The sequence below is a fragment of the Nesterenkonia salmonea genome (genome assembly GCF_005771525.1).
GTDB classification, from domain to species: Bacteria; Actinomycetota; Actinomycetes; order Actinomycetales; family Micrococcaceae; genus Nesterenkonia; species Nesterenkonia salmonea.
This window is the reverse complement of the sequence record NZ_VAVZ01000056.1, coordinates 1-12,731: the sequence shown is the minus strand read 5'-3', so window position 1 is coordinate 12,731 and position 12,731 is coordinate 1. Positions and strand designations below refer to the sequence as shown.

10 protein-coding genes are annotated in these 12,731 nt (G+C 62.1%); 7 read left to right on the top strand and 3 right to left on the bottom strand.

Going from position 1 to position 12,731, the window contains the following annotated elements; translation table 11 throughout:
- Positions 1-275 precede the first annotated feature (275 nt).
- Positions 276-455: a hypothetical protein gene (locus FEF26_RS14300; protein WP_138254215.1), complete on the bottom strand. Its 180-nt coding sequence runs from the start codon at positions 453-455 to the stop codon at positions 276-278.
- Between the two features lie 238 nt (positions 456-693).
- Here FEF26_RS14300 and FEF26_RS14295 point away from each other — a divergent pair, with 238 nt between their 5' ends.
- On the top strand, positions 694-2,058 hold the full coding sequence (locus FEF26_RS14295; RefSeq protein WP_138254214.1) for an MBL fold metallo-hydrolase RNA specificity domain-containing protein: 1,365 nt from the start codon (positions 694-696) through the stop codon (positions 2,056-2,058).
- A gap of 841 nt (positions 2,059-2,899) precedes the next feature.
- Here FEF26_RS14295 and FEF26_RS16295 read toward each other — a convergent pair.
- The gene (locus tag FEF26_RS16295) at positions 2,900-3,034 is read right to left on the bottom strand and encodes a hypothetical protein (RefSeq protein WP_279536502.1); all 135 of its coding nucleotides are present in this window, start codon (positions 3,032-3,034) and stop codon (positions 2,900-2,902) included.
- Positions 3,035-3,342: 308 nt separating this feature from the next.
- Between FEF26_RS16295 and FEF26_RS14290 the strand changes: the two genes are divergently transcribed.
- From FEF26_RS14290 to FEF26_RS14275, 4 genes are all read left to right on the top strand, one after another.
- Positions 3,343-4,284: a cation diffusion facilitator family transporter gene (locus tag FEF26_RS14290; RefSeq protein WP_138254213.1), complete on the top strand. Its 942-nt coding sequence runs from the start codon at positions 3,343-3,345 to the stop codon at positions 4,282-4,284.
- Between the two features lie 264 nt (positions 4,285-4,548).
- Entirely contained in the window at positions 4,549-5,337 is a 789-nt protein-coding gene (locus FEF26_RS14285; protein WP_138254212.1) for a succinate dehydrogenase iron-sulfur subunit, read from the top strand.
- 40 nt (positions 5,338-5,377) lie between these two features.
- Positions 5,378-5,821 carry a non-heme iron oxygenase ferredoxin subunit gene (locus FEF26_RS14280; RefSeq protein ID WP_138254211.1) on the top strand — a complete coding sequence of 148 codons (444 nt, stop codon included), beginning with the start codon at positions 5,378-5,380 and terminating at the stop codon, positions 5,819-5,821.
- A 75-nt stretch (positions 5,822-5,896) separates the two neighbouring features.
- The gene (locus tag FEF26_RS14275) at positions 5,897-6,868 is read left to right on the top strand and encodes a universal stress protein (protein WP_138254210.1); all 972 of its coding nucleotides are present in this window, start codon (positions 5,897-5,899) and stop codon (positions 6,866-6,868) included.
- Between the two features lie 41 nt (positions 6,869-6,909).
- Here the strand turns inward: FEF26_RS14275 and FEF26_RS14270 are convergent, their stop codons facing one another.
- Positions 6,910-10,194, bottom strand: coding sequence for a beta-phosphoglucomutase family hydrolase (locus FEF26_RS14270; RefSeq protein ID WP_138254209.1), 3,285 nt, complete (start codon positions 10,192-10,194; stop codon positions 6,910-6,912).
- Positions 10,195-11,027: 833 nt separating this feature from the next.
- On the opposite strand from FEF26_RS14270, the gene qcrC reads away from it, so the two are divergent.
- Positions 11,028-11,828 (top strand): cytochrome bc1 complex diheme cytochrome c subunit, encoded by an 801-nt coding sequence (qcrC, locus tag FEF26_RS14265; RefSeq protein ID WP_138254208.1) that lies wholly within the window; start codon positions 11,028-11,030, stop codon positions 11,826-11,828.
- 274 nt (positions 11,829-12,102) lie between these two features.
- Positions 12,103-12,684 carry a hypothetical protein gene (locus FEF26_RS14260; RefSeq protein ID WP_138254207.1) on the top strand — a complete coding sequence of 194 codons (582 nt, stop codon included), beginning with the start codon at positions 12,103-12,105 and terminating at the stop codon, positions 12,682-12,684.
- Positions 12,685-12,731 lie beyond the last annotated feature (47 nt).

Genomic DNA, 12,731 nt, shown 5'->3' with positions numbered 1-12,731 from the left:
GCCTGTGGCGAGATGCCCCCGGCCTCACTGGTCCCGATCGGTGTCAATAACGTCACGCCCTCTTACAGCTAGGGCCGACGATCTGTCATACCCAAGCGTTGGAGACGGCAGCTCGCGTACTGAAAGAGACCGGGACAGAGTACGTGACGGTCATCAACTTGTCAGACCGGCCTATCGGGGTTATCACCTACCAAGAGATCGCGAGTCTCCACGAGCTGCCAACCGAACGGTGGGCATCTAAGCGTTGTGCAGGAGCGGTGAAGAGCAAGCCGTACTTAAGTGTCGAAGACTCGGTGGCCGCTGTCGTTGACCTGTTCACACAGGATGAGGTCTGGCCACTGCTGGTTTTCGACGGCGGTAAAGCCGTAGGCGTTCTGCCGCCCAGCGAGGTCTTCCAATGGGCTGCCGAACACGAGCCCGCCGTCCTTGACCAGCTCGCAGATCGAGTCAGCCATGGGGGTAGCACAGCCCCCCGTTGTGACTGATAGGAGAGGTCGAGGATTTCACCAAGCTTGTTGTGTGGGGCGGTGCGGAGGACCAGTTGTGCGTTTCTTGAGCCGCCACATTGGTCGGGAAGATAAGGATCTGCGTATCGTGACGTTGAGGAAGCTGACCAGTTCGACCGGGCGCTGACTACCGATGCTGGTGAAGACCGTCGCAAGCAACACTGAGAACTTGGAGAGGAAACCGCAGATGGCCGGATTGACGCTCACATCGCTCGGCGGGGCAGGAACTGTCACCGGGTCAAAACACCTGCTGGAGCACGACGGCGACCGAATCCTCATAGATTGCGGGCTCTTCCAAGGGCAGAAGAATCTGCGTGAACTCAACTGGAGGCCCCTGCCGGTCGACGCATCAAGCATCGACGCCGTGATTCTCACCCATGCTCACCTCGACCATTGCGGATACTTGCCCAGGCTGGTCCGCGACGGATTCACCGGTCCGATCATCTGCACGGAGGCGACGCGAGACGTCGCGGAGCTGATCCTCAAAGACAGCGCTTGGCTGCAGGAGAAGGACGCCGCGTTCTTGAACCGCATCAAGAAGACCAAACACTCCCCCGCCCTGCCGCTCTATGACACCCGGGACGCTCAACGGGCCCTGGATGCTTTCATCACCTACCCCTTCGTCCAACCCTTCCAAACACCGAATGGAGCCACAGTCCGGTTCCGTCGGGCCGGGCACATCCTGGGCGCCGCCACGGCAGACATCCAATGGGGTGGCCGGCGGGTCGTATTCTCCGGAGACCTGGGGAAGTATGACGACCCGGTCATGTTCGATCCTGAACCGGTGCCGGAAGCAGACTACGTCGTCATCGAATCCACCTACGGCGATCGTCTCCACGACGTCTCCCACGCTGCCGAGCGACTTGCTGAAGTGGTGGAGAGAACCACGCGACGCGGCGGCACTGTGCTCATACCTTCCTTCGCGGTCGGACGGGCACAGACCCTGCTCTACTACCTGTGGAGTCTGCGGCACTCGGGCCAGCTGCCGGCTGTCCCGATCTACCTCGACAGTCCCATGGCAATTAATGCCAGCCGGTTGATGAGCGATCACCCCAACGATCACCGGTTGGACTCGCCCACATCTAAGGCCGTGGACAGCCTTGCCACCTATACCCGCCACCCCGAAGACTCCAAGCGCATCTCGCGCAGCCGTGAACCCAAGATCGTCATATCCGCCAGCGGCATGGCCACCGGCGGCCGGATACTGCACCACCTGAAAGTCTTCGGACCCGACCGGCGCAGCACCATCCTTTTAGCGGGATACCAAGCAGCAGGAACACGCGGCCGCTCACTCCTTCAGGGAGCGGAAGACATCAAAATTCACGGAGAATGGGTCCCCATCAACGCAGATGTAGCTAATCTGCCGGGACTCTCAGCACATGCAGATGCCTCTGGGCTGATGAGATGGCTGGCTGGATTCCGCACAGCACCGAAGAAGGTGTTCATCGTTCACGGTGAACCCCAAGCCGCGGACACGCTGCGCAGTCGAATTGACCGCGACCTCTCGTGGAAAGCAGTGGTCCCTCAGCAGAACCAAGTCTTCAAACTATGAGCAGTCGCCCGGAGAACATGCGTCCTCTCAGGCAGATGCCCCAGATCAGACCAATATATTAGACCACGGGTCGTGCGTGCGGCTTGCCCCGAAGCTACTCGCTCGGCGTTGCTGTCCGAAAGGGGGCTGCCGACACCGCAATACAACTACAACCAGTACTACTGACCGGTTGGTCGCGGTAGAGCCTGACACCCTCGGCCTGAGACATTGACCCTGCGCGGTGGACCCTGCCGCAACTCCCTTAGGCGATGCGGTGTTCACGGTGGTTTTCCAGGGCACCAGGGCGGCGAACCGTACCCAATCACCTGCTGAGAGCGACGACGGCGGCCGCGATGGCCACCGGGACGAAGGCGCTCGAGACCCGATGGCCATCGCTGGATCTCGACCTTAACAGACTGTGCCTTCTCAACCGTCTTGGCTACGCGTGACAACTCCGCGGCCTCGCGGGGCAAACCTCCCACACCGGGTACTCCTTCCGCGCCTGGCGTGCTTCGCGCCCCTGGCGCCCCTTATAGAAGCTGGAGCGCTGGACGCCCAGCACCTGGCACATCCGCTTCACCTCATGGGTGTTTCGGTGGTCCTCAACGAACTGGAAGCGGATCACCAGTTCGTCTCTGCTCGGGAAAATACTTCGTGGCCTTCGGCAGGATCGCCCGCTCCTCGGTGACCCTGTCCAGATCAGCCCGCGTAGTCCGCTTATCAGCTCGTAGGGACTCGTTCTCCACCCGCAGGCGGACCAGTTCCTCCTCCGGCGTCTCCGGCGCGCTTCAGCGGCGGCTGAAACCTGCCGGCTGTGTCGAGACCTTCCCGGACTTCTTGCGAGCCTGGCGGACCCGGACCTTCATTGTCGCCGCGCCGATCCCAGATCCTCAGTTGCTTTCGTATAGGACAGCTCTGGATGCCTCTCGTAAAGGCCGACCGCATCAACTTTGAACTCTTCCGAGTAGATGTTCTTCGGCATAGTGGATACTCGCATTCTCCGACCCAGTATGGGCCAGTCTCAGCCTGTCCACCACCCGGGGTTCATACCCCTCACTCCAATTTTCGGCGGAAGACTTAAGCCAGGGACGTGCCTGATGCACGTGCACCATGTTGCCGGTGGGCCTCTCTACTCTGCCCATATGCAGCAGAAGAATTCAGTTTCATGCGCTCGAACGGTATGGCCGCAGTCAGGCTTATGAGGAGGCAGGTGTATGGTCGTAAGTTCAGGGCTGGAATTTGCCCATGCAGAGGATGGCGCTAGGTCACTGCGTCGGGCTTGATTTTTATTGTAGGTGATTTGTTGTGAGTGATAGTTCGCATGGTGGGCACAGTGTCGCCGGAGATCGACGCGCCTTAATAATTTCTGGGTCGCTCACTGGAGCCTATTTCCTCCCGCAACTCATCGTGGGGATTTGGACTGGTTCGGTGGCGGTGATCTCTGATGCTCTCCACACCTTTTCTACCGTAGGTGGAGTGCTCATCGCCTTAGTCTCGCAGCGAGTGAGTGCCCGGCCAGCAACAGTCAGGTATACCTTTGGGTGGGCGCGAGCCGAGATCATCGGCGCGCTGTTCAACGGACTGATTCTGATCATCATGGCCATAACCGTCATCTGGATGGGGGCTATGCGGGTCGGTGATCCGGTAGCGCTCCCAACAGGTGTGATGATCCTGGTGACGGTGGGGGGGATCATCACCGAATCGCTTGCTTTCTGGTTATTATACAAGCGCCAAAAAACCAACCTCAACGTCAAAGGTGCGTTCTCGCACATCCTCCAAACGCTTATCGGCAGTGTCCTCATTATCATTACGGCTCTGACTATCCGGTTCACTGGCCTTTACGTGATAGACGCGCTGATGGGTATAGTGCTTGGGTTGGTGATCCTCTGGGTGTCTTGGTCTATTCTCCGTTCAGCGCTGCGCATCCTACTTCAAGGCACACCTCATGACCTGGATCTGAAGAAAGCAACCACGACACTGACTGCCATCGAAGGTGTCCATGATGTCCACCATGTACATGCTTGGGCCATTACGTCAGGACAAATCGTATTCTCTGCACATCTGCACGTTCCTGATCCTCAGAAGGATGGTCGTCGAGTCTTACGCACGGCTTCACGGCTGTTACGGACTCAATTCGATGTATATTTTTCGACACTCCAGATTGAAGATGAGTGCCAAGCGCAGGGTCCTGCAGAGCTTGATATTACCGGTCAAGCGGGAGAGGATTCGACGAATTCGGGGAGGTAACGGCGGGCGCGAGGTCGTCTCGGACTCGCCCGGCGGCCGAATTGTTTTACTCCTACTCCGATCCGAAGAAACAGCTTGGAGGCAGACCGGGCAAAGAGTCCATCCGCGGCGCGTCCGCGGTGGCTATCCAGGGCCAGTTGTCCGGACCACGAACTGGTGGCCCAGCAGCCGCTGCAAACCTAGAGCACGAACTCGACCGGTTTTTCCAAAGGACACCAAGCCGGTGAATTTTACCCGTTACGAGCCGATGGAGCGTAAGTACTGATGAGCACTCCCACAGTGGAAAACGAGCCAGCCTCCAAGATTGACCTGGCGGAGAGCGGCGACGGCGCCGGTGCTGTTGAGAGCTTTGACATCACCCTGAAGATCCGCCGCTACGACCCCGAGCGCGCTGAAGACGCCTGGTGGGACGAGTGGCAGCTGACCATGTACGGCACCGACCGGGTGCTCGATGCCATGCACAAGGTCAAATGGGAGATCGACGGTACCCTGACCTTCCGGCGCTCCTGCGCCCACGGCATCTGCGGATCTGATGCGATGCGCATCAACGGACGCAACCGACTGGCCTGCAAGACCCTTCTGAAGGACCTGGACACCTCCAAGCCGATCGTGGTGGAGGCGATCAAGGGCCTGCCGATCGAAAAAGACCTGATCGTGGACATGGAACCCTTCTTCCAGTCCTACCGCGAGATCATGCCGTTCTTCATCAACAACTCCCCGGAGCCCACCGCGGAGCGGCTGCAGTCCCCGGAAGACCGTGAGCGCTTCGACGACACCACCAAGTGCATCCTGTGCGCCGCCTGCACCAGCTCCTGCCCGGTGTTCTGGACGGACGGCCAGTACTTCGGTCCCGCCGCGATCGTCAACGCCCACCGGTTCATCTTCGACTCCCGCGACGATGCAGGAGACCTGCGCCTGGAGGTCCTCAACGACAAAGAGGGCGTGTGGCGCTGCCGCACCACCTTCAACTGCACCGAAGCCTGCCCACGCGGCATCGAAGTCACCAAAGCAATCTCCGAAGTCAAGACAGCGATCCTGACCCGCTCCTTCTGATCCCAGCGCCGCAGAGCAGCAGAAAAGGACTCAACGCATCATGCGACAACCGGAACCTATCATCGCGGGCACCACTGGCGAGATCCCGGAAGGGGAGACCCTGCTGATCCCCGCAGAGACGACCGGCACCGTGGCGATCACGGTCTTCCACGCCGAGACCGGGACGTTCTACGCCCTCGACGACGAATGCACGCACGGCGCCGCCTCCCTGGCGGAAGGCTTCATCGAGGACGACGTCATCGAGTGCCCCCAGCACTCCGCTCGATTCTGTCTGCGCAACGGCAAGGTGCTCTCCCTGCCCGCCACGGTAGACGCCACCACCCACCAGGTTGAGATCGACGGCGAGAACATTCTGCTCTATGCGGGCCTGCCAGTCGATGAGGCCGCAGACGCCGAATCAGTGGGTGCCACATCATTGAGGATGTGTCACCGCTTGCCTGGAGAGCGGTACCGAGCAGGGTGTCCGGTAGGCCCACTAGAGTAGTGGTGACGGGGACGGTTCTTCACGCGGGGCCACCGCCGCCGTCTTCGCCGAAGCGCCCCCACGAGAGGGGCTTCCATGAGCCAGGATGCTGCCACCCCATCGCGCACCAGTGACTTCACCTCGGCCGAGCGGACGTTGGGGGTCGTGGTCGGGTTCGACGGGTCCAACTATTCGAAACTTGCCCTGCACTATGGGGCACGATCCGCTCAGCGACGCGGCAGTGCCCTGACTGTGGTCACCTCCTTCACCATTGCGCCAGGTGTGTACGCCACCCTGGCTGCTGTTCCGCGCATACCGGATGAGCAGCTGAAGTACCAGGCCACCAAACCGACTCTGGACCTAGCGCGTGAGCTGCTGGAGGACTATCCCGGAGAGGTCACTTACCTGGCTGAAGAGGGGGACGCTGCTGGCATCCTGGTTGAGAAGTCACAGGATGCTCAGCTGGTGGTAGTCGGTGGCCGCGGGCTTGGCGGCTTCCTGGGGCTGCTGCTGGGCTCGGTGGCTTCGGCTCTGCCGGCCTATGCCAAGTCGCCCACCGTCATCATTCCGGGCAACTACGACGACGGCGAAGGCACAGCACGGTTCGCCCCGGTGGAGAGCTCCGGGCCGGTGGTCGTTGGAATCGACGGCTCCGCCCATAGCCGCACAGCAGTGCTGCAGGCGGCACGGGCGGCCTCCGAGCGCGGGGTCACTCTGCAGATTCTCATGGTGCTGCCTCCGCTGGATGGTGCGCTGCTGTGGTACCCGGAGCTGACCAATCAGGTCGATGAGGTCACCCAGCAGCGCAGGGCTGAGCTGCAGGAAACCGTAGATGCCGAACGTGACTGGCTTAAGGACCACTTCCCCGACCTGGAGGTCTCAACGACTGTGGAGCCCGGCGACCCGGTCAGCGTGCTGCGCAAGAAGTCCCGTACCGCGCAGCTGATTGTAGTGGGCACCCGTGGGCTCGGCGGACTGAGGAGCACCATGCTCGGCTCGGTCTCACGTGGACTGCTGCTCCGCGGTGAAGGCCCCGTCATGGTGGTCCCCCAGCCGGAAGAGGCCTGACCTTTTCATCCAGATCGGAGATAACGAGGCGCGAGATTTCCTCAGGTCTTGCCGTGTAGTGGCACTGTAGAGGTGTCACCGGGGGCCATGGTCTCTTCTCTTCCCTCGACGAACAGCTGAATCGGTTGGGAAGATGAGCCCGGCAGGGTGACGGTGACCTCCTGGTGGGTGATGTCTATGTCAATCGTCTGATGCCGGAAGCGCACCTGGAAATGCACGCCGGGCAGTTCCTTGGGCAGCCGTGGGTTCAGGCGCAGCCTATCTTTCCGCGTCTCCACCCCGGCGAAGCAGCGGATGACCATATCCACTGTCCCGGCCATCGCACCTAGGTGAACACCTTCGCGTGTGGTGCCGCCCTGGGTGTCGGACAGGTCTGCCTCCAACGCTTCAGCGAACAGTGCCCAGGAAGCGGACCTGTCGGTGCGGGCTGCCACCCAGCCATGCACCAGGCGCGACAGGGTAGAGCCGTGGGAGGTCCTCGCCAAGTAGTAGTCCACCGTGTTCCGCAGACCCTGCACCGAGAACTCGTACCCCATAGTCGCCAAGGTCTCCTGCAGCTCCTGGAGGGAGAACAGGTAGGGCAGCATCAGCACATCAGCTTGTTTGGAAAGCTTGTATCGGTTGGTGGAGTCCCCCTCGGCCTGCAGGATCAGATCCAGCCGGCCAATATTGTCATACCGGTCCCGGTAGTCATCCCAGTCGAATTCCAGCAGGTCCTCGTAGCCATCGAACTGGCTGATGATCCCGTCATCCATGAATGGGACCTTCAGGTTGGCCGCGATGTCCTCCCAGTGGCGCAGCTCGTCCTCAAAGACGTCCAGCCACTGACTCAGCGGATCGTCTCGGCCGTCCATCCAGCGCAGCAGCCGCACGGTGGCCGCCAGCGCCCAGGAGGCCAGCACGTTGGTGTAGGCGTTGTTGCGCAGCCCGGAGCCGGGGGTATCGGGGTAGCCGTCGTGATATTCGTCCGGGCCCATCACACCGTGGATCTCCCACCGCCCAGTGTCTCGGTTGTGGTGGGCCAGCGACACGAAGAACCGACAGATCTCCACCAGCATCTCTCCGCCGAAGTTGGAGATGAACGTTTCGTCTTCGGTGGCCTCGAAGTAGCGCAGCACCGAGTAGGCGACCGCCAGCGAGACGTGGCGCTGATTATGGGAGTTATCCGGCATCCACGTTCCCGAGCGCGGATTCCACAGCTCGCTGGGGGTCTCTTCCCGCCCGGTGGAACCGGACTGCCACGGATACATCGCCCCGGCGTAACCCTCGGCCCGCGCATTGGCTCGGGCTTCATTCAGCCGCCGGTACCGGTACATCAGCAATCCGCGGGTGAACTCGGGGCGACGCAGAGTCAGGGTGGGGTAGATGAACATCTCATCCCAGAAGATGTGGCCGCGGTATCCCTCCCCGTGCAGCCCACGTGCACCCAGGGCGACGTCGGTCTCCTGGTGTGAGCCGAAGGCTGTCTGGAACACGTGGAAGGTGTGCAGATTCAACGCCAACTGGTGGCGTTCGTTGGCGCAATCGTGATCCAGGCCCACCCACTCATCGCCGTCGTCGCGTGAGTACATTTCCTGGTGTTCCATGTGCACAGCGGCGCGTGCCCAAATGATCCCCCACCGCTCCTCATGACGGTTCAGCATCTGCCGGAAGCCCGGCGCGCGAGCCACCTGTGCGGCCGCACTCTCCGCCACGGTGGCCACGGCCGGATCCTGGCTGGTGGAGATGGCCGCGATCTTCTCCAGGGTCACCGGCGACCCGGCCTCCACGTGCAGACCGATGTCGTGACCGATGACAGTGTCATCCTCCTCGATGAGCCGGCTGCTGGGTTCGCGGCCTTCGGCGTCGGAGGTGAGACGGGTGCGGGCCGCCACGGCCACCCGAACCTGGGAGTTGTTGGTCATCATCTCCAACAGGACGGTGGCCCCGTCCACCTCCCGAGCCCCCGCGGGCTGCAGGTGGCGGGAGGCGAGCTGGTGGTCATCGGCGACGTTGCGATTGGCCACCCGCCCATCGATCACCGACCGCAGGGTGAGCTCGCCGGACCAGTTCTCCGCCTCCACGCGCATCTCCAGGCCGGCCATGTGCCTCTCGGCCAGGGACTGGAACTGCCGGGTGATCAGTCGGGTGATCCGCCCGTCGGCATCCTGATAGCGCTGGATGCGGGTGAGCAGGCCGCGGCGCAGGTCCAGCTCCTGGTGATACTCGATCAGCTGCCCGGTGGTGGGCAGCAGCGGATCAGCGCCGTCGGGGGTCACGGAGAGCACCGTCCAGTCAGGCATATTGACCAGGTGCTCGGTCTCCACCTCGCGGCCCTCAACTGTGGAGGCCAGCCGGTTGAACACCCCCGCCACATAGGTCCCTGGGTAATGCACCTCCCCGGCCTGGGCGCCCGGCACCGAGCCACGGGTGCCCCAATACCCATTCGCCAGGGTGCACAGCGCCTCGCGAGTGCCCTCCTCTGCCGGATCGAAGCTGTCATAGGCCAGCATCCAGGCAGGGTCGTAGGGCCGGGTCACGCAGTGCTGCAGATCCAGGGCGGATACATCATCCACGACGACGGCGCCCGCCTCACTCAGCCGCTCCGGGGAACCGTGCCGGTCGACCCCGACCACCAGGCTGAAGTCACCGGCGACGGCGGCCTGCACTCCAGCCACGGCGTCCTCAATCACCACCGTGTCTTGGGGCTCCACCCCCAGCAGGCGGGCGGCGTGGAGGAACGTGGCAGGGTGGGGCTTGCCCGGCAGGTTAAGCTCCACCGCGGTGCTGCCATCGACGATGTGGCCGAAGTAATCGATCACCTCTGCCTGGGAGAGCACGGTGTGAGCGTTGCGCGAGGCGGTGACCAGACCAATCGGAATACCTGCACCGCGCAGCTGCTTCAGCGCCTTCAGCGCATCAGGGAAGACCGCGACACCCTCCGTGCGCAGCACCTCATCGAAGTATCCCTGCTTACGTCTGGCCAGCGCATCGACGCTCAGCTCGCCGTTGGCGGCGCCAGAGTCTTGCGGCAGTGTCAGGCCGCGGGAGGCGAAGAACGAACGCACCCCCTCCTCGCGAGGCAGACCATCCACAAACCGCAGGTAGTCGTCCGCAATGTCGAATGGTGCCAGCCGGTGCGGCTCAGCCCTGACCACATCGCGGTTCTCCGGCAGCTGGCCCACTGCATCCAGCACGCCGTCGAAGAGCTTCTTCCACGCCGCGGCGTGCACCTGCGCGGTATCGGTGACTACGCCGTCCATATCGAAGATGACGGCCCGGAAGTCGCACACATGGTGTCTGCGATTAGAAGTGTGAAGGGCGGAAGCACGCGTCACTGGATGCATACAGCCATGTTAAGCCGCTCAGTTACGGTTCGGTAAGCGTTACGCATTTCGCCAAAGAATGGCGCACGAGAATCACCCATGCAGTTGACTATCTCCCGGAACTCGGGCTTGGCCAACGCCTACGACCCCCAATCCGGCCATCGGTTCGAAGAACCTCTGCAGTGTGCGCTCTGAGCTTAGATACCCTTCGGCGGGTGACCCGCCGTGGACCCAAGCCTGTTCTCGTGGTGTGGAGAATATCCACCCGAAAGTCTTGTAGAGGAAGGCTCTCCAGAATTTTTGGGCCATGAGGCTGCAGCTGGTTCTGATGCTGGATTCACACCCCCAACCTATCGAGCCAGGGGGCGTGGCAGCAATTCTGCACCGGGGAACCGAGAGAGAAGCGCCACTTTTCTACGAGCTGTAGAAATATTTGTTCACCTTTAGTTACACCCCAATAACCTTGATCCCAGTCATGACGCGGCAATCGAGGTGACCAGCCGTTTTGGCCACGTGTCACACCCGGGACGCTAACGGCGAACCTGGTTGTTTTGAGGTCACAATGGCTGTGTGACATCGGCAATCCAAGCCCCCAATTTCCCGACACGCACGCTGCCGAACCGGCCACACCATGGTGTCTGCGGGCACCATGGTGTGGCTCACCAGCGAGCCGATGTTCATTGCCGGGCAGTCCGCCACGTTCTGCGTTCGCTTCTACTTCACCACCGACTTCTACTGAATCCACGTGATCGCGGGCCTGTTCGCGATCGTCTACCAGCTTCCGCTGTTCGTCTGACGATCACGCACCCATTACGCTCTACCATCGCACCGAAGAAGAAAAGGACAACGGCTAAATGAAGGCACTGACGCAGAAGCGCCGCCACCCGTTCGCCTTTGTAGCGTTGCTCCTGCTGGGGCTGCTACTCAGCGGCGGGCTCTACGCCGCTGCAACCACGGTCAACCAGGCGCAGGCATCCAACGGCGCTGCTGAGGCATACAGTGCCGAGCAGGTGGAGGAGGGCGAACGTCTGTTCGTCGCAAACTGCGCCACCTGCCACGGGATGGACGCCGAAGGTTCAGACGCCGGACCATCCCTGGTCGGCGCAGGTGCTGCCTCGGTAGAGTTCCAGGTCGGCACCGGCCGTATGCCGATGCAGATGCAGGGACCGCAGGCCCAGCAGAAGCCTCCGCAGTTCAACGATGAGCAGACCACGATGATGGCCGCCTACGTGGCAAGCCTTGGCGCGGGCCCGGCTGTACCGGATGATGAGTACCTTGATGTCGACCAGGGCGATGCTGCCCGCGGCGGTGAACTGTTCCGCAACAACTGCGCCATGTGCCATAACGCTGCCGCTGCCGGCGGCGCGCTGACTGAAGGAAAGTATGCGCCGTCGCTGGACGGGGTGGACGAGGTCGACATCTACACCGCCATGACCACTGGCCCACAGAACATGCCGGTCTTCAACGACGCAAACATCCCGCCGGAGGACAAGCGAGACATCATCGCGTATCTCAAGAACGATCAGTTCCAGGCGAACCCCGGCGGCTTCTCGCTGGGCTCCCTCGGGCCCGTTTCTGAGGGCCTGCTGATCTGGACTCTGGGGCTGGCGCTGCTGATCGGCTCCATGGTCTGGCTGACATCGCGGTCCTCCTAGCGGGACCGCACAGCAACACTTTCGCGCCTACACCGCACTCAAGACACAGGAAAGGACACAAACAGGCATGCATCAATCGGCACCGTTGGCACAGCGAGTCTGATAATTGTTTGGTCCAGGCGATAACCCCACGTAGGAGTGCCACGGCTCGGCATGCAGGAACGGGGAACCCAATGTGGGCCTGCTTTCAGGTCCTTACGCCCAACCCTGTCGTGACGCTGGACTCGCGTGGATGAGACTCATCCCCTTGATGGTTCCTAGGAGGCGTCATATCGTGCCTGTGGTCGCTCGAGGGACCGTGGTTGCCTTAATCGTTGGGATCGTCGTGGCAGGGAGCGCTGTGCCGGCAGGCGCCCACCAGGAGTGGTTCGTCAACGCCCCGGAGGCCTATCCACTGGACTTTGGGGCGCTGCTGCGCCCGGGCGTCGTCTTCGCGGCGGCCGCAGCCGTCGCGGTGACCCTCTTGCTGCGCCCGGTGGCGGCGCGTCTTCCGACTCCCGAGCTGGCGGTGATCAAGCCGGCCCGGCGGTTAGGGTCGCTCGTGCCATGGGTGCCCCGGCTTCTCGCCGCGCATCTGGGTGTCAGCCTTCTCGTCTTGGCGTTCGACCGGGTGGTCCTGGACCCTGGCATAGACGTCCCGGAGGGCGTTGGGGGCACGCTGCTGCTCGTTCCGCAGGCCATGGTGGGCGGGCTGCTAATCGCCGGTGTCCTCGTCCGTGCGGCGAGTGTGGCGATCATGCTCACCGGGCCACTGCTCGTGGCTCTGCAGGGTCCCGAGGCGCTCGTCACCCTGGCAGTGTTCGTCGGTAGCGCCGCGTTTCTGTTCGTGTTGCCTCCCCGAGTTGGCTCACGTTAGTCAGGTCTGCTGTTTGAGTGGATAGCGTTGATGGCAGCGATGAGATC

Coding starts and splice junctions, on each gene's coding strand:
- FEF26_RS16295 (WP_279536502.1), bottom strand. CDS start 3,034: ATGCGAGTATCCACTATGCCGAAGAACATCTACTCGGAAGAGTTCAAA.
- FEF26_RS14270 (WP_138254209.1), bottom strand. CDS start 10,194: ATGCATCCAGTGACGCGTGCTTCCGCCCTTCACACTTCTAATCGCAGA.
- FEF26_RS14280 (WP_138254211.1), top strand. CDS start 5,378: ATGCGACAACCGGAACCTATCATCGCGGGCACCACTGGCGAGATCCCG.
- FEF26_RS14285 (WP_138254212.1), top strand. CDS start 4,549: ATGAGCACTCCCACAGTGGAAAACGAGCCAGCCTCCAAGATTGACCTG.
- FEF26_RS14275 (WP_138254210.1), top strand. CDS start 5,897: ATGAGCCAGGATGCTGCCACCCCATCGCGCACCAGTGACTTCACCTCG.
- FEF26_RS14300 (WP_138254215.1), bottom strand. CDS start 455: ATGGCTGACTCGATCTGCGAGCTGGTCAAGGACGGCGGGCTCGTGTTC.
- qcrC (WP_138254208.1), top strand. CDS start 11,028: ATGAAGGCACTGACGCAGAAGCGCCGCCACCCGTTCGCCTTTGTAGCG.
- FEF26_RS14295 (WP_138254214.1), top strand. CDS start 694: ATGGCCGGATTGACGCTCACATCGCTCGGCGGGGCAGGAACTGTCACC.